21 protein-coding genes and 1 pseudogene are annotated in these 20302 nt (G+C 70.2%); 14 read left to right on the forward strand and 8 right to left on the reverse strand.

The window, feature by feature from the left end; all coding sequences use genetic code 11:
* Positions 1-567, forward strand: a pseudogene (locus ACX80F_RS12660) (hypothetical protein); the annotation flags it as partial.
* Between the two features lie 18 nt (positions 568-585).
* Here ACX80F_RS12660 and ACX80F_RS12665 read toward each other — a convergent pair.
* The 3 genes from ACX80F_RS12665 to ACX80F_RS12675 form a co-directional block, all read right to left on the reverse strand.
* On the reverse strand, positions 586-1215 hold the full coding sequence (locus ACX80F_RS12665; protein WP_459336760.1) for an MBL fold metallo-hydrolase: 630 nt from the start codon (positions 1213-1215) through the stop codon (positions 586-588).
* Positions 1215-2300: an S-(hydroxymethyl)mycothiol dehydrogenase gene (locus ACX80F_RS12670; protein ID WP_459336761.1), complete on the reverse strand. Its 1086-nt coding sequence runs from the start codon at positions 2298-2300 to the stop codon at positions 1215-1217. The genes ACX80F_RS12665 and ACX80F_RS12670 overlap by 1 nt, the downstream gene beginning before the upstream one ends.
* A 94-nt stretch (positions 2301-2394) precedes the next feature.
* Entirely contained in the window at positions 2395-2652 is a 258-nt protein-coding gene (locus ACX80F_RS12675) for a mycoredoxin (protein WP_459336762.1), read from the reverse strand.
* Positions 2653-2802: 150 nt separating this feature from the next.
* Here ACX80F_RS12675 and ACX80F_RS12680 point away from each other — a divergent pair, with 150 nt between their 5' ends.
* From ACX80F_RS12680 to pgsA, 4 genes are all read left to right on the forward strand, one after another.
* On the forward strand, positions 2803-3105 hold the full coding sequence (locus tag ACX80F_RS12680) for a chorismate mutase (protein WP_459336763.1): 303 nt from the start codon (positions 2803-2805) through the stop codon (positions 3103-3105).
* A gap of 170 nt (positions 3106-3275) precedes the next feature.
* Positions 3276-5270: a threonine--tRNA ligase gene (gene thrS / locus ACX80F_RS12685; RefSeq protein WP_459336864.1), complete on the forward strand. Its 1995-nt coding sequence runs from the start codon at positions 3276-3278 to the stop codon at positions 5268-5270.
* Positions 5270-5890: an HIT family protein gene (locus ACX80F_RS12690; RefSeq protein WP_459336764.1), complete on the forward strand. Its 621-nt coding sequence runs from the start codon at positions 5270-5272 to the stop codon at positions 5888-5890. The genes thrS and ACX80F_RS12690 overlap by 1 nt, the downstream gene beginning before the upstream one ends.
* A complete protein-coding gene (gene pgsA, locus ACX80F_RS12695; RefSeq protein WP_459336865.1) occupies positions 5890-6510 on the forward strand; it encodes a phosphatidylinositol phosphate synthase in 621 nt (206 codons plus the stop codon). The genes ACX80F_RS12690 and pgsA overlap by 1 nt, the downstream gene beginning before the upstream one ends.
* 15 nt (positions 6511-6525) lie before the next feature.
* On the opposite strand, the gene ACX80F_RS12700 is transcribed toward pgsA, so the two are convergent.
* Positions 6526-7350, reverse strand: a complete 825-nt coding sequence (locus ACX80F_RS12700; protein WP_459336765.1) for a sigma-70 family RNA polymerase sigma factor — start codon at positions 7348-7350, stop codon at positions 6526-6528.
* A 266-nt stretch (positions 7351-7616) separates the two neighbouring features.
* On the opposite strand from ACX80F_RS12700, the gene ACX80F_RS12705 reads away from it, so the two are divergent.
* Together ACX80F_RS12705 and pdxS are read left to right on the forward strand one after the other, a co-directional pair.
* Complete coding sequence (locus tag ACX80F_RS12705) at positions 7617-7844, forward strand: hypothetical protein (RefSeq protein WP_459336766.1); 228 nt, start codon at positions 7617-7619, stop codon at positions 7842-7844.
* Between the two features lie 35 nt (positions 7845-7879).
* Positions 7880-8794 (forward strand): pyridoxal 5'-phosphate synthase lyase subunit PdxS, encoded by a 915-nt coding sequence (gene pdxS / locus ACX80F_RS12710; RefSeq protein ID WP_459336767.1) that lies wholly within the window; start codon positions 7880-7882, stop codon positions 8792-8794.
* Between the two features lie 82 nt (positions 8795-8876).
* Here pdxS and ACX80F_RS12715 read toward each other — a convergent pair whose 3' ends face one another.
* Positions 8877-9590, reverse strand: a complete 714-nt coding sequence (locus ACX80F_RS12715; protein WP_459336768.1) for a GNAT family N-acetyltransferase — start codon at positions 9588-9590, stop codon at positions 8877-8879.
* Positions 9591-9618: 28 nt separating this feature from the next.
* Positions 9619-11628, reverse strand: coding sequence for a M3 family metallopeptidase (locus ACX80F_RS12720; protein ID WP_459336769.1), 2010 nt, complete (start codon positions 11626-11628; stop codon positions 9619-9621).
* Between the two features lie 205 nt (positions 11629-11833).
* Here ACX80F_RS12720 and ACX80F_RS12725 point away from each other — a divergent pair, with 205 nt between their 5' ends.
* A complete protein-coding gene (locus ACX80F_RS12725; protein ID WP_459336770.1) occupies positions 11834-13411 on the forward strand; it encodes an alpha/beta hydrolase domain-containing protein in 1578 nt (525 codons plus the stop codon).
* Between the two features lie 26 nt (positions 13412-13437).
* Here the strand turns inward: ACX80F_RS12725 and ACX80F_RS12730 are convergent, their stop codons facing one another.
* Both ACX80F_RS12730 and ACX80F_RS12735 read right to left on the reverse strand, forming a co-directional pair.
* Positions 13438-14208 carry a type 1 glutamine amidotransferase gene (locus ACX80F_RS12730; RefSeq protein WP_459336771.1) on the reverse strand — a complete coding sequence of 257 codons (771 nt, stop codon included), beginning with the start codon at positions 14206-14208 and terminating at the stop codon, positions 13438-13440.
* Positions 14208-15479 carry a MurT ligase domain-containing protein gene (locus ACX80F_RS12735; RefSeq protein ID WP_459336772.1) on the reverse strand — a complete coding sequence of 424 codons (1272 nt, stop codon included), beginning with the start codon at positions 15477-15479 and terminating at the stop codon, positions 14208-14210. The genes ACX80F_RS12730 and ACX80F_RS12735 overlap by 1 nt, the downstream gene beginning before the upstream one ends.
* A gap of 102 nt (positions 15480-15581) precedes the next feature.
* On the opposite strand from ACX80F_RS12735, the gene pdxT reads away from it, so the two are divergent.
* The 6 genes from pdxT (at position 15582) to yajC (ending at position 20229) form a co-directional block, all read left to right on the forward strand.
* On the forward strand, positions 15582-16310 hold the full coding sequence (gene pdxT / locus ACX80F_RS12740) for a pyridoxal 5'-phosphate synthase glutaminase subunit PdxT (RefSeq protein ID WP_459336773.1): 729 nt from the start codon (positions 15582-15584) through the stop codon (positions 16308-16310).
* Between the two features lie 2 nt (positions 16311-16312).
* On the forward strand, positions 16313-17071 hold the full coding sequence (locus ACX80F_RS12745; protein WP_459336774.1) for a YebC/PmpR family DNA-binding transcriptional regulator: 759 nt from the start codon (positions 16313-16315) through the stop codon (positions 17069-17071).
* A gap of 36 nt (positions 17072-17107) precedes the next feature.
* Positions 17108-17677, forward strand: a complete 570-nt coding sequence (gene ruvC / locus ACX80F_RS12750; protein ID WP_459336775.1) for a crossover junction endodeoxyribonuclease RuvC — start codon at positions 17108-17110, stop codon at positions 17675-17677.
* Positions 17678-17805: 128 nt separating this feature from the next.
* Positions 17806-18435: a Holliday junction branch migration protein RuvA gene (ruvA, locus tag ACX80F_RS12755; RefSeq protein ID WP_459336776.1), complete on the forward strand. Its 630-nt coding sequence runs from the start codon at positions 17806-17808 to the stop codon at positions 18433-18435.
* Positions 18432-19544, forward strand: coding sequence for a Holliday junction branch migration DNA helicase RuvB (ruvB, locus tag ACX80F_RS12760; protein ID WP_459336777.1), 1113 nt, complete (start codon positions 18432-18434; stop codon positions 19542-19544). Before ruvA ends, ruvB begins: the two co-directional genes overlap by 4 nt.
* A gap of 97 nt (positions 19545-19641) precedes the next feature.
* Complete coding sequence (yajC, locus tag ACX80F_RS12765; RefSeq protein WP_459336778.1) at positions 19642-20229, forward strand: preprotein translocase subunit YajC; 588 nt, start codon at positions 19642-19644, stop codon at positions 20227-20229.
* Positions 20230-20302 lie beyond the last annotated feature (73 nt).

Consider the following 20302-nt stretch of genomic DNA (forward strand, 5'->3'; position numbering starts at 1 on the left):
GGAGAAGCAACCTCCTTTCCCCGGCATGTTTTCGCGCCGCTTTTCCTCTGGGCGGGCGGACCAGCGGCCGCCTACCACCGGAGTTGCCTCGTGGTCGACCACATCGAACCGGCGCCCGACGCCGTCGCCGGGACCCGGGCGCGCTTCGCGGCGTTCGGGGACTTCTTCGCGGGGGTGCTCGGCGACGTCGGGATCGATGCCGGCGTGGGCGAGGTGCCGGGGGAGTACTGCCCGGGCGAGTTCAGCGTGCACGGGCGACTCGGCGGCGTCCCGGCGATCAAGCTCGTCGGGACCGCGCAGCGGGTGGTCGCGGGCGCGTGGCTGTTCTCCTCGGTGATCGTCGTCGAGGACGCGGCGCCCCTGCGGGCCGTCCTGACCGACGCCTACGCGGCCCTGGGGCTTCCGTGGCGTCCCTCCACGGCGGGTTCGGTCGAGGACCTTGCTCCCGGCGTGGCCGTCGACGCCGTCGAGGACGCCCTGCTGGCCGCGTACGCCGACGTCGTCAGCCTCTCGGGCGGCACGAGGGAGCCCCGCGTCGACACACCCATGGCGTCCGGCCTGTCCTGAGGCCGGACGCCGAAGGCATCAGGAGCCGCGCCGGATCCACTCCTCGAGGTGCGGGGCCTCGTCGCCGATGGTGGTGCTGTCCCCGTGCCCGGTCCGGGCGACGGTCTCCGTCGGCAGGGTGAGCAGCTTCGTCCGGATGGACTCGACGATCGTGGGGAAGTCGCTGTAGGAGCGTCCCGTGGCGCCGGGCCCGCCCTGGAACAGCGTGTCGCCGGTGAAGACGGTGCCCTCCTCCTCCAGGTAGTAGCACACGGAGCCGGGGGAGTGGCCAGGGGTGTGCAGTGCCCGCAGGGCCACCCCGGCCACCGCGATCGTGTCGCCGTCGCGGATCGACCGGTCGGGCGTCCGGTCGGGGAACACCATGTCCCACAGCGGAAGGTCGCCGTCGTGCAGGTGGATCGGCGCGTGCACGGCGTCGGCGAGGTCGCCGACCACGCGGATGTGGTCGTCGTGCGCATGGGTGAGGAGGATTGCCCGGACCGTCCGGCCGCCGACCCGCTCCACGATCGCCGCGGCATCGTGCGGCGCGTCGATGACCACGCACTCGTCGTCGTCGCCCACGATCCAGACGTTGTTGTCGACCTCCCAGGTGCCGCCGTCGAGCGAGAAGGTGCCCGAGGTGACGAGGTGTTCCACCCGCGCGGCCATCAGAGCTCCACCACCGAACGGAGCACCGTGCCGCCGTGCATCTTGTCGAAGGCCTCGTCCACCTGATCGAGCCGGATACGCTCGGTGACGAAGGCGTCCAGGTCGAGGGTGCCCTGCAGGTAGTGGTCGACGAGCATGGGGAAGTCCCGGCTGGGCAGGCAGTCCCCGTACCAGGAGGACTTGAGGGAGCCGCCGCGGCCGAAGACGTCGAGCAGCGGCAGTTCGATGGTCATCTCGGGGCTGGGAACGCCGACGAGCACGACGGTCCCGGCGAGGTCGCGGGCGTAGAAGGCCTGCTTGTACGTCTCGGGGCGTCCGACGGCGTCGATCACGACGTCGGCGCCGTTGCCGCCGGTCAGCGCGCGGATGGCCTCCACGGGGTCGTCGTCCTTCGAGTTCAGGACGTGCGTGGCGCCGAGTCCCTTCGCGAGCTCGAGCTTCCGGTCGTCGATGTCGACGGCGATGATCCTCGTGGCCCCGGCGAGCTTCGCCCCGGCGACGGCGGCGATGCCCACGCCGCCACAGCCGATGACGGCGACCGAGTCGCCGCGGGAGACGTTGCCCGTGTTGATGGCCGCGCCGATCCCCGCCATGACCCCGCAGCCCAGCAGGCCGACGGCCGCGGCGTCGGCCTCCGGGTCCACCCTGGTGCACTGGCCGGCCGCGACGAGGGTCTTCTCGGCGAACGCGCCGATACCGAGGGCCGCGGAGAGGACGGTGCCGTCCTCCAGGGTCATCTTCTGGGTGGCGTTGTGCGTGTCGAAGCAGTACTGGGGTTCACCGCGGCGGCACGCCCGGCACTCGCCGCAGACGGCGCGCCAGTTCAGGATCACGCGGTCTCCGGGAGCCACCGTCGTGACGTCCTCGCCGACCGCGCTCACGACGCCGGTGGCCTCGTGGCCGAGCAGGAACGGGAACTCGTCGTTGATGGCACCCTGCTTGTAGTGCAGGTCCGTGTGGCAGACGCCGCAGGTGAGGATGTCGACGAGCGCCTCGCCGGGCCCGGGATCCGGGACCAGGATGGTCTCGAGCGTGGCGGGGGCATCCTTCGCCCGTACCACGACGCCCTGAACTTTGTGCACCATGTGTTGCTGTCCTTCCGCTGGGGGCGGCGGCCGGGTGACCGACCTGCCGCTCCCAGCATATGGGGACGGCGCGGTGCCGCGGAGGGCGCCGGACCTACGCGGCGATCCGCGCCCGGACCTCGGCGAGTGACGGGTTCGTGGCGGTGCTCCCGTCGGGGAAGATCACGGTCGGTACCGTCTGGTTGCCGCCGTTGAGGGACGCGACGAGCTCGGCGGTCCCCTCGACCTCCTCGATGTTGATCTCGGTGTAGCCGATGCCCTGCGCGGAGAGCTGGGACTTCAGGCGACGGCAGTACCCGCACCACGTGGTGGAGAACATGGTGATGGATCCTGCTTCTGGCGTGTAGTCCACGGTGCTCCTCGTCTGTGCGCGGCGTCCCCGCGCGTAGGTGCTGGAAGGGTGGGGGGCCGGTATGGCCCCGCACCGTCGTCAACACGGAACCGCACCGGCTCATTCCTGCCGACCCGTTGCGGCAGGGACGCGCGCGGGTAGGCTCTCGGCATGGCTGAAGCAGAGGAAGACCCGAGCGTGAAGCAGTTGGCCGCCGTCCGCGTGGCCATCAACGAGGTGGACGAGCAGATCGTGGCCCTCATCTCCCGCCGCGAGCGCCTCGTCCGGCGGGCCGGCGCCCTCAAGCACGACGACGCCTCGGTCCGCGCCCCGGCCCGTGTGGAGCAGGTCATCACGAATGTCCGCGGCTACGCGGCCAAGCAGGGCGTGGACCCGAGCGTCGTCGAGCAGACGTACCGCGCCATGATCGACGCGTTCATCGAGTACGAGCTGCGGGTGCGGCGGGAGCGCTAGCGCCCGGATGACGCTCGCGTCGTCGCCGTCGGGTGGGCCTGTTGGTCGGCCCTGCGCGCACCCGATACGATCAGCAGGGCGGTCCCCGGGCTCACCGGGTGCCGTTCCGCCCTGTCGGGCGCCCCTGTTCCGATTCCCCAAGGAGACCCTCCGTGTCAGCGCCGCAGCCCATGAAACTCATCGTCGACGGCGAAGAGACGCAGGCGACGACGGGCACCACCGGGACGGAGCTGTTCTCCGAGCGGCGCGACGTCGTCGTCATGCGGGTCGACGGCACCCTGGTGGACCTCGACCAGGAGCTGTCCGACGGCGCCGCGGTGGACGGCGTGACGCTCGAGGACCCCGCCGGGCTGGAGGTCCTCCGCCACTCCGCCGCGCACGTCATGGCGCAGGCCGTGCAGCAGCTGCGCCCCGGGGCCCAGCTGGGCATCGGCCCGTACATCACGGACGGCTTCTACTTCGACTTCGACGTCGACGAGCCCTTCACGCCCGACGAGCTCAAGCAGCTCGAGAAGATGATGCTGAAGATCGTCAACGCCAACCAGCGCTTCGTCCGCCGGGTGGTGTCCGAGGACGAGGCCCGCGAGGCGATGAAGGACGAGCCGTACAAGCTCGAGCTGATCGGCCTCAAGGGCGGCGCCACGGACGAGGACGGCGCTTCCGTGGAGGTCGGAGCCGGCGAGCTGACCGTGTACGACAACGTCGACCGCAAGTCCGGCGACGTGGTCTGGAGGGACCTGTGCCGCGGTCCGCACCTGCCGAACACCAAGCTCATCTCCAATGCGTACGCGCTCACCCGGTCGGCGGCCGCCTACTGGCGCGGCAGCGAGAAGAACAAGCAGCTGCAGCGGATCTACGGCACGGCGTGGCCCACCAAGGACGCCCTCAAGGCCTACCAGGAGCGGCTGGCCGAAGCCGAGCGGCGCGACCACCGGCGCCTCGGCACGGAACTCGACCTGTTCTCCTTCCCGGACGAGCTCGGCTCGGGCCTGCCCGTGTTCCACCCCAAGGGCGGCGTGATCCGCAAGGCGATGGAGGACTACTCCCGCCAGCGCCACACCGACGCCGGCTACGAATTCGTCTACACACCCCACATCACGAAGGGGCACCTCTACGAGGTCTCCGGGCACCTCGACTGGTATCGGGACGGCATGTTCCCCGCCATGCACGTCGACGAGGAGCTGAACGAGGACGGCACGGTCCGCAAGCCGGGGCAGGACTACTACCTCAAGCCGATGAACTGCCCCATGCACAACCTGGTGTTCCGGTCCCGCGGGCGGTCCTACCGCGAACTGCCGCTGCGCCTGTTCGAATTCGGCTCGGTCTACCGCTACGAGAAGTCCGGCGTGGTGCACGGCCTGACGCGCGTGCGGGGCATGACCCAGGACGACGCCCACATCTACTGCACCCGCGAGCAGATGAAGGACGAGCTGACCGGGACGCTGAACTTCGTGCTGGGCCTGCTCAAGGACTACGGCCTGGACGACTTCTACCTGGAGCTCTCCACGCGCAACCCGGAGAAGTCGGTCGGCTCGGAGGAGATCTGGGACGAGGCCACCCGCACCCTCGAGGAGGTCGCCGAGGCGTCGGGGCTGGAACTCGTCCCTGACCCCGGGGGAGCCGCGTTCTACGGCCCGAAGATCTCCGTCCAGGCGCGCGACGCCATCGGCCGTACCTGGCAGATGTCCACCATCCAGCTGGACTTCAACCTGCCCGAGCGCTTCGAACTCGAGTACCAGGCGGCGGACGGCTCCCGCCAGCGCCCGGTCATGATCCACCGGGCCCTGTTCGGCTCGATCGAGCGCTTCATGGGCGTCCTCACCGAGCACTACGCCGGGGCGTTCCCCGCCTGGCTGGCACCGGTGCAGGTGCTCGCCGTCCCCGTGGCGGAAGCGTTCAACGACTACCTGTTCGACGTCGTCGACAAGCTCAAGGCCGAGGGGATCCGCGCGCAGGTGGACGCCGGCTCCGACCGGTTCCCGAAGAAGATCAGGACGGCGAGCAAGGAGAAGGTGCCGTTCGTCCTCATCGCGGGAGGCGAGGACCAGGAGGCGAACGCGGTCTCGTTCCGGTTCCGCGACGGCAGCCAGGACAACCAGGTGCCGGTCGACGAGGCCGTCCGCCGGATCGTGGAGGCGGTTCGCAGCAGGGAGGCGACACTCTGATGGCCGACGCCGACAGTCCGGACACGACCTCCGTCGGGCCGCCGGCGGTCTATCCGGGTGACCGGGAGGTCACCGACGGGTTCGAACTCGCCGGCGTGCCGGACTCCTTCCAGCGGCTGTGGACCCCGCACCGCCTCGCCTACATCAAGGGCGGGCAGGACCAGGTGACGACGGAGGAGTCGTGCCCGTTCTGCCGTGCACCGCAGCTGAGCGACGAGGACGCCCTGATCGTGCATCGGGGCGCGCACGCCTTCGTCCTGCTCAACCTCTTCCCCTACAACGCCGGGCACCTCCTGGTCTGCCCGTACCGTCACGTACCCGACTACACGGACGTCGACGACGCCGAGACCGCGGAGATCGCAGCCCTCACCCAGACGGCGATGCGCGTGCTGCGCCGGGTCTCCAACCCGTCGGGGTTCAACCTGGGCATGAACCAGGGCGTCACCGGTGGCGCCGGGATCGCCGCCCACCTGCACCAGCACGTGGTGCCGCGCTGGGGTGGGGACGGCAACTTCCTGCCGATCATCGCGCAGACCAAGGCCATCACGCAGACGCTCGGTGACGTGCGAGAGCAGGTCGCAGCGGCGTGGGTCGAAGACCGGGCCGGATCGGCGTCCTGATGCTCAACAAGTACGCGAGGGGCTTCTTCACCCGGCTCTTCACGCCCCTCGCGCGGCTGCTCCTGAAATGGGGGGTCACGCCCGACGCCGTGACCATCACCGGCACCATCGGCGTGGCCGTTGGCGCACTCGTGTTCTACCCACTCGGGCACCTGTTCTGGGGCACGCTCTTCATCACGGCGTTCGTGTTCTCCGATGTCGTCGACGGCATCATGGCGAGGATCAAGGGCCACAGTGGACTCTGGGGCAACTTCCTCGACTCCACGCTGGACCGCATCGCCGACGGCGCGCTCTTCGCCGGCGTCGCCATCTGGTTCTTCACGGGCGGGCAGAACACGCCCGTCGCGGTCGCGGCCCTGGCCTGCCTCGTGCTCGGCATGATCGTGTCCTACGCGCGGGCCAAGGCGGAGTCGCTCGGGTTCACCGCGAACGTGGGACTGGCCGAGCGCGCCGAGCGCCTCGTGTCCGTCCTCGTCGTCACCGGCCTCACGGGGCTGGGGCTGCCCGAGGGGTTCCTGCTCGCGGTGCTCGTCATCCTGGCCGTCGCGAGCCTCGTCACCGTCTACCAGCGCATCAGCACCGTCCGGCGGCAGTCCCGCGAACCGAGGCCGGCGGCCTGACCCCTCCCGTCCGCCTCAGGACACGGAGGCGAGGACCGGCCGGGCACCGGAGAATGCGGCCGTGTGGCCGCGTGGGGGTGTCAGTGCGGTGCCCAGGGCCGTGAGGTACTCGGTGCGCCGCTTCGGGGCCACCCTGGAGGTCGGGGCGGATGCCACGCCGGGGGTGTCGGAGTAATGGGTCGCGAGTCCGTCGTGCAGCAACCGGAGCGCCTCCGACTTCTGCTGTGACACGGCCGAGTGCGTCGTGCCGAGTTCGGCGGCGACGTGCGTCACGGAACGCCCCTCGAAGAAGACCTGCTCGATGATGTGACGCATCCGGGCGGGAAGATGGGCCACGGCGGCCCGCAGGTGGCGGATCTGTTCGTCGGCCAGAAGCGACGCCTCGGGAAGCTGCTCGAGGGACGGGACGAGATCGAGCACCGTGTCGTCGAGGACGCGCACGGAGCGGGCGGCGTCGTCGAGCGCGGCATGGACGTCCTGGCGGCTGATGCCGAGCGTCATGGCGAGCTCGTCCGTCGTCGGCGTGCGCCCGAGGGAGGCGGCCAGAGAGTCCTGCGCACCCAGGGTGTCGCCGATCCGCCGTCGGACGGAGCGCGGCGCCCAGTCGTTGGACCGCATCTGGTCCGCGAACGCGCCGGTGATGCGGCGCCGTGCGTAGGCGCCGAACGGCACGCCGAGCGTGGGATCGAAGGAGTCCGCCGAGGTGATGAGCGCGATCGCTCCGACGGACGCCAGGTCCTCCCGCGAGAGATGCGTGGCGCGGGCGCACAGGGACGACACGAGATACCCGACCAGTGGCAGGTTTCCGACGATGAGTTCTTCACGGTCCCGTGAATGCATGAGCAAGCTCCCCAGCTGCTTAGTCGCATTGCTGCCCGGACCAACCCCGTGGGGGCTGCCGCGCGGCGGTGTCCTGATGACGCTATCAGCGGCTTTTCGGACGAATGGGTTCGTGAGGCCAATCCTGCTCAAAGGCTGAGCTTCGCCGGCTTACACCCGGCAGAACTTCGGCCTGGGGTGTCGGATCCCGCGCGGCGGCGGCGATGATTCGTCGTCGTCGGACCCGTCTGAAGGGGGACCACTCATGCTGAGAGGAAGGACCTCCGATGGCGCACATCCCGGCGTTCCTGCCACCCGACCTGCACATCGTCTCCCAGGCGGAGTTGCTCCTGCTGGAGCGGGGAGCCGCCGCCCGGGAAGGCATACCGGCGGACCGTGCTGCGCGTCCGCTCCCGCCGTGGCCGGAGGAGCACCTCGACCGGCTGCTGGATGAGCTCGAACGCCGCGAGGTGGCCGCGGGCGACACAGTGACCGTCGCGGGGCGCGTATCATGAAGTGTCAGCTTTTATCTACGTTTTAGGGGCAAGTTGTGTCCACCGTTGAAGGAAATCCGGCCACCACAGCACAGACCGGTGGAAACCGGGTGAAGCGCGGTATGGCCGAGATGCTCAAGGGCGGCGTCATCATGGATGTCGTCACCGCCGAGCAGGCACGCATCGCCGAGGATGCCGGTGCAGTCGCGGTCATGGCGCTCGAGCGGGTACCCGCGGACATCCGGGCCCAGGGCGGCGTCTCCCGCATGAGCGACCCCGACATGATCGACAGCATCATCGCGGCCGTCTCCATCCCGGTCATGGCCAAGGCGCGGATCGGCCACTTCGTCGAGGCACAGGTCCTGCAGTCCCTCGGCGTCGACTACATCGACGAGTCCGAGGTCCTGACCCCCGCCGATTTCACCAACCACATCGACAAGTGGAAGTTCACGATCCCCTTCGTGTGCGGTGCCACCAACCTCGGCGAGGCCCTGCGGCGCATCAATGAGGGCGCCGCGATGATCCGGTCGAAGGGCGAGGCCGGCACCGGCGACGTCTCGAACGCGACGATGCACATGCGCAAGATCCGTTCCGAGATCAACCGCCTGTCCTCAATGGCCGAGGACGAGCTGTATGTGGCCGCCAAGGAACTGCAGGCCCCGTACGAGCTCGTGAAGGAGGTGGCCGCAGCAGGTCGCCTGCCGGTCGTGCTCTTCACCGCCGGCGGCATCGCGACCCCCGCGGACGCGGCCATGATGATGCAGCTCGGCGCGGACGGCGTCTTCGTGGGCTCCGGCATCTTCAAGTCGGGCAACCCGGCCGAGCGCGCGAACGCCATCGTCCAGGCGACGACGTTCCACGACGACCCCGACATGATCGCCAAGGTCTCCCGTGGGCTCGGTGAGGCCATGGTGGGGATCAACGTCGACGAGATCCCCCAGCCGCACCGCCTGGCCGAGCGCGGCTGGTAATCCACCCGGGCATCCGAAGGGTCGCAGCCGCGAGGCTGCGGCCCTTCGGCGTTCCCGGGAGCCCCGACGGGTCGCCGTCGGGTCAGAGCCCCAGGGCGTACGTCCTGCCGCGGCCGAGCAGCGTGAAGCCCCGGCGGGAGAGGAACGCGAAACCCTGCGGCGTGGCGTTCACCGCGAGGTCGACCGCCCCCGCCGCACCGGCGGCGCGCGCGGTGGCGCTCAGCAGCGCCGTCGCCAGCCCCCGCCGCTGGTAGGCGGGGAGGACCTCCAGCTGGTGGATGCCGCCCAGTCCCTTCAGCCCGGAGACCCCGGACGGATAGAACGAGTACGCCGCACCCGAGATGGTGCCGTGGTCGGGATCGCGCGTCACCGCATGCCAGGCCTGACGCGGCTGCGAGCGGACCACGCGCAGTTCCTGCTGCAGCGGACCCGAGTAGTCGGGCACGTCGGTGGTGAGGACGGCGGCGTCGTCCCCGGGCCGGACGACGGCGGAGACGGGCGCCGCCATCCACCAGGGTTGCCAGCTCGGGCTGAACCCGAGGTCGGCGAGCTCGGCTCCGTCCACCGCGCCGTTGAGCCAGACGCGTGCGGAGGACGCGCCGAGCCTGGTGCCCTCGGCCAGGGCCGGACGGACTGCGTGGGCGCGGACGGTGTCGGGGAACATCATCATGAGTTCCCGCCGCGCCGGCAGCCACACCCACGTGGCACCGTGCGTGGAGAAGGTCCTGCCGCCCGTCGCCGTCGCGAGGGCCGCGCACCAGGCGGACTGCAGCCGCTGGCACGAGGCGATGCTCACCACGCCTGATCACCGGCGGACGGGTGCCTCATGCGAGGCCGCGGCGCACGAGCAGGGGCTGCAGGTCCGCGTCCCGTCCCCGGAACCGGCGGAACGCCTCGAGCGGATCGATGCTGTTGCCCCGTGCGAGCAGCTCGCGCCGGAAGTGGTCGCCGTTCTCCCGGGTGAGCCCACCCGAGGACTTGAACCACTCCACGGTGTCGGCGTCGAGCATCTCGCTCCAGATGTACGCGTAGTAGGACGCGGCGTACCCGCCGGCGAAGATGTGCTTGAAGTAGGAGGTGCGGTACCGGGGCGGGACCGGGGCGAAGTCGATGCCGGCATTGGCGAGGGCGGCCGCCTCGAAGGCCAGCGGATCCTCGATCACCGCACCGGCCGGGACGGAGTGCCAGGCGAGGTCGAGCAGGGTCGCGCCGAGGTAGGCGGTCGTCTCGAAGCCCTCACCCCAGGCGCCCGCGGCGTGGATGCGGTCGATGATGTCCTGGGGGAGTGCCTCGCCGGTCTCGTGGTGGCGCGCGTAGTGTGCGACGATCTCGGGCCACAGGATCCACATCTCATTGACCTGCGACGGGTACTCGACGAAGTCGCGCGGCACGGAGGTCCCGGCGAAGAGCGGGTACGTGACGTCGGAGAACAGGCCGTGCAGGGCGTGGCCGAACTCGTGGAACATGGTGACCACCTGGTCGTAGGAGAGCAGGGTGGGCTCTCCGGCTCCCGGCTTCGAGATGTTCAGGTTGTTGATGACGACCGCCTGCGTGCCGTCGAGCCGGGACTGGTCCATGAAGGAGTTCATCCATGCGCCGCCGCTCTTGGTGTCGCGGGTGTAGAAGTCGCCGAGGAACAGTCCGAGCCCGGATCCGTCCTCGTTGAAGACTTCCCACACGCGCACGTCGGGGTGGTAGCCCGTGAGGTCGGGGCGCTCGGTGAACGTCAGCCCGTACAGGCGGTTCGCGGCGTAGAACACGCCGTCGTTCAGCACGCGCTCGAGCTCGAAGTAGGGGCGCAGGGCCTCCAGGTCGACGTCGAACTTCGCCTTCCGCACCTTTGCGGCGTAGAAGGCCCAGTCCCACGGCTCGATGGCGTGACCGGCCTCCGCCTCGAGTTCGGCGGCCTCCGCCCGGGCATTGCGTACCGCAGGCGCCGCGAGCACCCGCATGCGGTCGAGGATCGCCTCCAGCGACGGCGCCGTCTGGTTGTCGGTCGCCGCGGCCGCGTGGGTGTAGAAGCCGAGGAGGGCCGCGCGCTCGGCACGGAGCGCGGCCATGCGCACGGCGACGGCGAGGGTGTCCGACTCGTTGCCGCGTGCACCGCGGGTCACGGAGGCCTCGTGCAGGCGACGGCGGACGTCCCGGTCCGTGAGCGACTCCAGCGCAGGCTGCGCCGTCGGCAGGATGAGGGTCAGGAGGTACTTGCCCTCGTGGCCGGCCTCCGTCGCCGCGGTCGCCGCGGCGGAGATCGCGTCGGCGGAGAGTCCGTCGAGTTCCTCGGGGACGTCGAGGAGCAGTGCGGAATCGTTCGTGTCCTTGAGCAGCTTCTGCGAGAACTCGGTGCTCAGTGCCGACAGCTCCGCGTTCAGTCGGCGCAGCGTGGCCTGCGCGTCGTCGTCGAGCTCCGCTCCCGCGCGCACGAAGCTGCGCAGGTACTCCTCGACGAGGCGCACCGACTCGGCGTCGAGCCCGTCGAGGGGGACCTGCCGGATGCGCTCGAACAGGGCGCGATTGAGCTTGATGTTGTCCTCGTGCTCCGCGAGGCGGGGGGCGATCTGCTGCTCGAGTTCCTGGATGGCCTCCGTGGCGTGGCTGACCGAGTTGCTGAAGAAGACCCGCGCAACGCGGTCCAGGGTGCCGCCGGCGCGCTCGAGGGCGGTGAGCGTGTTCTCGAAGGAGGCCGGTTCCGGGGAGTCCGTGATGCGATCGATCTCGGCGAGGTGCTCGGCGAAACCGGCGTCGAAGGCCGGCAGGTAGTGCTCGTCCCTGATGGCCGCGAACGGGGGCAGCTGGTAGTCGAGGGTGCTGGGCTCAAGGAAAGGGTTGCTCATGGGAACTAACTTTTGCACGTTGTTGCACGTGTGCGCACCACCCTTGACCGCGTCGCGCCTGCCTCCCTACTGTCGGAATGCTTCGCTGCCTGATGATCCCCCGCCCGACCGGATCGGGAATCCTCCGGCGGGAGCGCACGGCACCGACGCCGCTGCGATGCGGGGCAAGCCGGGCAGCGCAGCCCGGCTTCGAGAAGGAGCACCGATGAGTCATCGTTCCCGAACGTCCATCCTGCTGACGCTGTCCCTCGCGCTCACGGGCCTCGGCGTGTCCGCCGGCCCCGCCGGCGGGGCACCGCCCCCGACGCCGGTCGGCACGACTCCGGTCGCCCCGACGCCCGACGGTACGACGCCGATCCCCGCCGTGGAGGGGCCCCTCGCCTCGACCGCCGCCTCCTACCCGTTCGGCGCCGCCGACCATCAGGAGGTGCCGCAGGACCTGTCGCGGCTGGGATACGTGGAGGAGGAGTACCTGGTCAGCGGTACCTCGAACGTCTACACGTGGCCCGCCGCCGGCCCCGCCCAGATCCGCACCGGGGACGCCCCGTACACCACCCGCGTGCTCGTCCGAAAGCCTGCGAAGGGCCAGAAGTTCAGCGGCAACGTCGTTGTCGAGATGCTCAACCCGAGCAATCTGTTCGACCTCAACATCGGCTGGGCCATGGCGCACGAACAGATCGTGGCCAACGGCGACGCCTGGGTGGGGATCACCGCCAAACCGATCGCCGTCCAGGCCCTGAAGAACTTCGACCCGGAGCGGTATGCGTCCCTCTCCTTCGCGAACCCGCTGCCGCTGGATGATCCGCTGAACTGCGCGACGGTCGCCGCCGACTCGGCCCGGACCACCGAGAACGGGCTGATCTGGGACATCTACTCGCAGGTGGGGGCGTGGCTGAAGAGCAGCGACGCCGACAACCCGCTCCGCTACGGAGCGCGGGAGTCCCGCGTGGAGTACGCCTACGGCTTCGGGTACTCCCAGACCGGCGGGTACCTGGTGAACTACATCAACGGCGTGCACCCGCTCGTCGTCGAGTCGGACGGTGAGCCCGTCTACGACGCCTACATCGTCGCTGTCGCGGGGGGTGCCTTCGCCGGGGCCTACCCGATGAACCAGTGCGAACCTCCTCCTCCGGCCACCGACACCCGCCGCCAGTTCAAGGACGTCGGCGTGCCCATCATGCGCATGATGTCGCAGTCCGACTACCTGCGCGGCATCGGCTCCCGGCGTGCGGACAGCGACGAGCCGGGCGACCGGTACCGGCACTACGAGATGGCCGGCGCCGGACACGCGACGCCGGACGAGCTGACGTTCTCGGCGTCGTCCGCGGACATCGTCGCGGCCGGTCGCGATGTCCCACCGGCCTCGTGCAACGAGGGACCGCGCAGCAGGTTCCCCAGCTCCATCTTCTTCAATGCCGCGCTCCGCAACCTCGACCTCTGGGTGCGGGACGGCATCGCACCGCCTCGCGCCGAGCCGATCCTGGTCCGTGACGGGGCTCCCGTGCTGGACGAGTTCGCCAACGTGCAGGGCGGACTGCGCTCGCCGTTCCTCGACGCGCCGACCAGCACCTGGTACGGCATGGCGACGGGGGCGTCGTTCTGCTTCATCGCGGGCTACGAGCGGCCGCTGTCCCAGGACGTACTCGACGGCCTGTACCGGAACCACGGAAGCTACCTCCGGGCTGTCAAGGACAGCGTACGGACGCTCGAGGACGAGGGATTCCTGACGCGCTACGACGCCCGCGAGCTGTGGCGCGACGCCGCGCGGAGCGACATCCCCTGACCTGAGGCGGCCCCCGGCCCCGGTCCCTACCGGGGCCGGGCGCCGGCGTGCACGCGTGCGAGCTCGGCGAGCGAGTCGTCCACGCCGCCGTCCTCGAACGCACCGAACTTCCGCTCGGCGGCGGTGCGCAGGAGGAAGTCAGCGATCGCCGGGTTCTTGGGCAGCAGCGATCCGTGCAGGTAGCTCGCGACGATGTTCCGGTAGCGGGCGCCCTCGTGCTTCTCCTCGGCGTTGTTGCCGGCACCCTTGACCACGGTCGCCAGGGGCCTGAGTCCGCTGCCGAGGAAGGTCTGTCCGCTGTGGTTCTCGTAGCCGTGGATCTCCCCGAACTCCTCGCTCGTGGCCACGACGTTCCCGATCAGCCGTTCGGCGCCGCCGCGGGTCTCGAGGTCGAGAACCCCGATACCGGGGATCACCGCGCCGTCGACGGTGTGGAAGCTGTTACCGAAGAGTTGGTAGAGCCCGCAGATGAGGAGCATGGGCGTGCCGCCCTCGGCGAGGTCCCGCAGCCGTGGCGCGATGGCCTGGAGGTCCTCCTGGATGACCACCTGGCCGCTGTCCTGCCCGCCGCCGCCCACAATGATGTCGACGTCGTCCGGGAACGTGTCGCCCGCGTTGTGCTCGAGGATCTCGGCGCCGTAGCCGCGCCAGGCCAGGCGCTGCCGGAGCACGAGGACGTTGCCGTAGTCGCCGTAGATGTTCATCTCGCGGGGGTACAGCTGCAGGATGCGCAGCGATCCCTTCTGCGGGTCGGCGGGCGCCTCGGTGAGGGCGGCAGCGGATGGGGCGTCACTCATCAGGAGACCACCTCGACCTTCGTGATCTTGGACAGCTCGCGGCGGACCGCGAGCATGGCGGTGTAGGTGCAGAAGATGCGCTTCGGTCGTCCCGCGGACGCCGCGATGAACTGCCGGAGCGCTTCGGTGGTGTCGGGTTCGACGGCTCCGACCCGGACGTCGTCGTACTTCAGGCGCAGCGCCATGTCGTAGGCACGGACCCCGCTGACGACGTCCACGCCGCCGAGGCCCAGCGAGTCGAAATCGACGTCCCACAGCCAGGACATGTCGCGTCCGTCGGCGTAGTTGTCGTTGATGGCGATCATCGTGGAGCACCCGGCGGGGTCGAAGGACTTCAGGCCGAGGCGGAACCCGCTCGGGTTCTTGACCAGCACCAGTTCCAGGGCCTGGCCGTCGACGACGAGGCTCTCGCCCCGGCCGAACGCCGGCTCCACGGCGGCGAGGGAGGAGAAGAGCCGGGCGCTGTCCGCGCTGCCGCCGAGGACGGCGCGGGCTGCCGCGAGGGCTGCCGCCGCATTGAAGATGTTGTACACGCCACGCAGGCGGAGGTCGGTGTGCGTCGTCGTGCCGTCGACCTCGAAGGTGGCCGAGTTGCCGTCCACGGACGCGAGGACGACGTCGGCGGGCAGGGCCGAGGCCGGTGCGGTGCCCGCGGCGCCGCGCAGTTCGTCGTCGTTCGGGAAGGTGCTCCGCAAGGAGGCGTCGAGACCGAAGTAGACGACGTCGGCTGCCGTGATCGACGCCGCCAGGCCGGCGACGCGCGGATCCTCGCGGTTCAGCACCACCGTGTCCGTGGTGGCGAGTGCGATCCGCTCGAGCAGGCGCGTGGTCGCGTCGATCTCCCCGAAGCGGTCCAGCTGGTCGCGGAGGACGTTCAGCAGCAGCGAGTACCGGGGAGGGACGAGCTTCACGAAGTGCACGGCGTGGGCCTCATCCAGTTCCAGGACGGCGACGTCGGCCTTCAAGCGCCCGCGCCAGTCGACCTCGCCGAGCAGGGCCGCGGCGACGCCGCGCGTGAAGTTGCTGCCCGTGCGGTTGGTGAACACCGTCAGGCCCTGGCCCTCGAGCAGTTCCACGACCATCTTGGTGGTGGTCGTCTTGCCGTTCGTGCCGCTGACGACGACGACGCCGCGGGGGAGGGTGGACAGGGCGCGGCCCATGAAGCCGGGGTCGAGGCGTTCGACCACGAGGCCCGGGAACGCGGAGCCGCCGCCGCGCAGGCGGGAGGCGAAGCGCGCGGCCTTGCCCACGAGAACTGGAAGGGGATTCATGCCTCCAAATTATCGCAGGCCCGCCGGCCTTCCCGGGACGCGGTGCGGAGGCGCCCCCCACGCCCAGGCGGGAACGGTGGCGGGAGAACCTAGAATTGGGGGATGACCTCCCCGTCCTCCCCGGTTCCTCCGCCCCCGTCCGGCGTCGTCGTCGGTGTCCTCGCCGTCCAGGGCGATGTCCGCGAGCACATCGCGACCATCGAGTCCCTGGGCGGGCGTGCCGTGCCCGTGCGGCGGGTGTCGGAACTGGCCGGCGTGGACGGCGTGATCATCCCCGGCGGGGAGTCGACGACGATGGACAAGCTCACCCGCACCTTCGAGCTGGCGGAGCCGCTGCGCGAGCGCATCGCCGACGGGATGCCCGTCTACGGATCCTGCGCCGGGATGATTCTGCTGTCCGACGTCCTCGCGGACCCGTCGACGGACCGCCTCGGCAACCCGCAGCAGACACTCGGGGGCCTGGACATGGTGGTGCGGCGCAACGCGTTCGGGCGGCAACGGGAGTCCTTCGAGACGGACCTGGCCTTCAGCGGCCTCGCCGCCACCCAGGGTGTGGCGGGTACCGATCCGGTGCGGGCGGTGTTCATCCGTGCGCCCTGGGTGGAGAAGGTGGGCGAGGACGTCGAGGTGCTGGCGCAGGTGCCGGCGTCGGAGACGCCGCAGCCCGGGCCCACCCCGGACGGGGACGGCGCCGGTACGGACTTGGAACCGGTCGCTAGGATTGTCGCAGTGCGTTCAGGGAACCTGCTGGCCACGAGCTTCCACCCGGAGGTCACCGGCGAGCGGCGGGTCCACGAACTGTTTATTCGGATGATCAGAGGAGAAGCGTAGGCATGTCGGGGCACTCCAAGTGGGCAACAACGAAGCACAAGAAGGCTGCGATCGACGCCAAGCGCGCGAAGTCCTTCGCCAAGCTGATCAAGAACATCGAGGTCGCGGCGCGGGCCGGCGGCGCTGACGTCGCCGGTAACCCCGGTCTCGAACTGGCTGTCTCGAAGGCCAAGAAGACCTCCGTCCCCATCGACAACATCAACCGCGCCGTCAAGCGCGGGGCGGGCCTGCTCGGCGAGGCCGTCGACTACCAGACCATCATGTACGAGGCCCGGGGACCGCAGGGCTCGGCGCTGCTGATCGAGTGCCTCACGGACAACAAGAACCGTGCCGCCTCCGAGGTGCGCCTCGGCATCTCCCGCAACGGCGGCACCATCGCCGATCCCGGCTCGGTCGCCTACCTTTTCGCGCGCAAGGGTGTCGTGACACTGCCGAAGAAGGACCTCACCGAGGACGAGCTGCTGATGTCGGTCCTCGACGCCGGTGCGGACGAGGTCAAGGAATCGGCCGAGACGTTCGAGATCGTCTCCGAGCCGCAGGACCTCCGGGCCGTGGTGGCCGCGCTCGACGAGAGCAGCATCGAGTACGAGACCGACGACGTCGAGTTCGTCCCGTCCATGCAGGTGGACCTGGACGCCGACGGCGCGCGGAAGTTCCTCAAGCTCGTGGACGCGCTGGAGGAGCTCGACGACGTCCAGAACGTCTACTCGAACGCGCACCTCCCGGACGAGGTCCTGGCCGAGCTCGAGAACGACGACTGACATCGTCCCTCCCGGCCCCGGGCGGCGGACAGCCCCGTGACCTTCCGCGTGATGGGCGTCGATCCCGGGCTGACCCGCTGCGGGCTCGCCGTCGTCGACATCGAACCGAACCGGCGCTCCACCCTCGTGGCCGTCGGGGTGGTCGGCACCGACGCGGGGCAGAGCCTCGACCAACGGCTCCTGGTCATCGCGGAGGCCGTCGACACGTGGCTGGACCTGCACGAGCCGCACGCCCTCGCCGTCGAGCGCGTGTTCAGCGGGACCAACATCAGCACCGTCATGGGTACCGCGCAGGCCTCCGGCGTCGTCATCGTGTCCGCCGCCCGCCGGGGCGTCCCGGTGGCCCTGCACACGCCCACCGAGGTGAAGGCGGCCGTGACCGGGAACGGGCAGGCGGACAAGACCGCGGTCACGAAGATGGTGACGAAGATCCTGCGCCTCGACACGCCGCCCCGGCCCGCCGACGCTGCCGACGCCCTGGCCCTGGCCATCACGCATGCGTGGCGCCGGGGCGTGGTGACGCAGGGTGCGGCCGCGGCCGCAGGGCTGGCCACGCCGGCGCAGCGCCTCTGGGCCGAGGCGGAGGCCCGGGCGCGACGCCGCTGACCGGACAGACGGCGGTGTGGCGACTCGTGCCCGCCGCGGGACACCGGTACCGTAGAGCATTAGAACGTATGTTCGACGTCGGGTGGACGCCCGGCGGTCCCGCCCCGCAAGTGCCTTTGGAGCCCTTCATGATCAGTTCCCTGCGCGGAACAGTGACCCACGTGGGCCTGCACTCCGCCGTCCTCGACGTCAACGGCTTCGGCATGCAGGTCCAGGCGACCCCCCAGACCCTCGCCGGACTCCGCATGGGGGAGCAGGCCAGCCTTGCCACGGCCATGATCGTCCGTGAGGACTCGATGACGCTCTTCGGCTTCGAGGACGCCGACCAGCGCGAGGTCTTCGAGACGCTCCTGGCGGTCAGCGGTGTGGGGCCCCGCCTGGCACTCGCCGTCCTCGCCGTGCACACGCCCGACGCCATCCGCATCGCCGCGTCGTCGGGTGACGACAAGGCGTTCAGCAAGGTGTCGGGGATCGGCCCCAAGGGTGCCCGGCGGATCGTGCTCGAGCTCGCCGGCAAACTGGTCCCGCTCGACGCGAAGCCCGGGGTGCCCAAGCAGACCTGGCAGGGCCAGGTCCTCACTGCCATGATGGGCCTCGGCTGGTCCGAGAAGGACGCCGGCGCGGCGATCGACGCCGCCGTCGACGAGGCGCCCGAGGTCGCCGCAACCGGTGACGTGGGCCAGATCCTGAAACTCACGCTGCGTCGGCTCGGCCAGGACGGCGCCCGCAGCTCGGCCCGGACGACGGTGGGCACATGAGCGACGGGCCGCAGGAGGCGCCGCTCGTCGCGCCGGCCGCCGATCCCGAGGACCGCGCCGTCGAGGCGGCGCTCCGGCCGAAGAACCTCGACGACTTCGTGGGTCAGAAGCGCGTGCGCCGGCAGCTCTCACTCGTCCTGGAGGCATCCCGCCTGCGCGGGCGCAGCGCGGACCACGTGCTCCTGTCCGGTCCTCCCGGCCTCGGCAAGACGACCCTCGCCATGATCATCGCGGCCGAGATGAACGCGCCGCTGCGCATCACGTCCGGGCCCGCCATCCAGCACGCCGGCGACCTCGCGGCGATCCTCTCCTCCCTCACCGAGGGCGAGGTGCTCTTCCTCGACGAGATCCACCGCATGTCCCGGCCCGCCGAGGAGATGCTCTACATGGCCATGGAGGACTTCCGCGTCGACATCATCGTCGGCAAGGGGCCCGGGGCCACGGCGATCCCACTGGAGCTGCCGCCCTTCACACTCGTCGGCGCCACGACCCGCGCGGGGCTCCTGCCCGGCCCGCTCCGTGACCGCTTCGGCTTCACCGGACACCTCGAGTTCTACTCCACCGAGGAGCTCGAGCTCGTGCTCCGGCGCTCGGCCATGCTCATGGACATGAAGGTCAACTCCGCCGCGTTCGCGGAGATCGCCGGCCGGTCCCGGGGCACACCGCGCATCTCCAACCGGCTGCTCCGGCGCGTCCGCGACTGGGCCCTGGTACACGGCGTGGACCTCATCGACGCCCGGTCCGCGAGTGCCGCGCTGGACATGTACGAGGTGGACGCACGGGGCCTCGACCGGTTGGACCGCTTGGTGCTCACCGCGCTCATCACCAAGTTCAACGGCGGACCCGTGGGGCTGTCGACCCTCGCGATCGCCGTGGGTGAGGAACCGGAGACGGTCGAGACCGTCGCCGAACCCTACCTGGTCCGCGAGGGCATGCTCGGGCGCACGCCGCGAGGACGCATCGCGACCGCGGCCGCGTGGCGGCACCTGGGGATCGAGATGCCCGCCACCGTGGCTGCCGCGATGCCCGAGGACCTGTTCTCCGTGACCCCCGAGGACCTGCTGGCCACGGACACGGCCACCGACAGCTGGTCCCAGCCGGAGTCCTGACGCTGGACGCTCAGGAAACGGCTCTACACTGGTGTCTCACGATGTGTGCCGCGGCACAGTCCTGCCACCACACCCCATCCCCAGGAACGGATCTCCAGTGCTTGCACATGTAGTCGCCCAACCCACCACCGGTCAGTCCGGCGGCTTCGACATCTTCAGCCTGCTGCTCCCGCTGGCTCTGGCCTTCCTCATCTTCACCATGTTCCGCAGGCAGCGGAAGGCGCAGCAGCAGGTCAGGGACATCCGGACGCAGATGGAACCCGGTACCGAGGTCATGACCCAGTTCGGTCTCTACGGCACCATCGTCTCGATCGACCAGGACAACAACAAGGCCGTCCTCGAACTGTCGCCGGGCACCTTCGCCACGGTCCACACGCAGGCGCTCGCCAAGGTGGTCCAGCAGGAACCCGCCGTCGCCGCCGAGGACGCGGACCCCGCCGTCGCCGACCGGGCGGACCGGGCCGATCGCGACGACCTGGACGGCGTCGTGGCGCCCGACGACGTGTCCTCGATCGACGGCGTCGACCGCCGCCCCGCCGGTGGGTCCACCGCCGCCGGCGCTCCGGGATCCACCTCCGGCGTCGAGACGCCCGACGAGACGCTGGCGCGCCTGGACCGGGAGGCGCAGCGGGAAAACCGCGACGCGCGCAACGCCCGCGACCCCAAAGCGAACCCGGACAACTAGCATTCCGTAGGGCGCCGGTCCGCGGACCGGCGCCCCCACGATCCACCGGCGCACCCGTCGCGCCACTGCATAA

The sequence above is a fragment of the Arthrobacter sp. TMS2-4 genome (assembly GCF_054511075.1).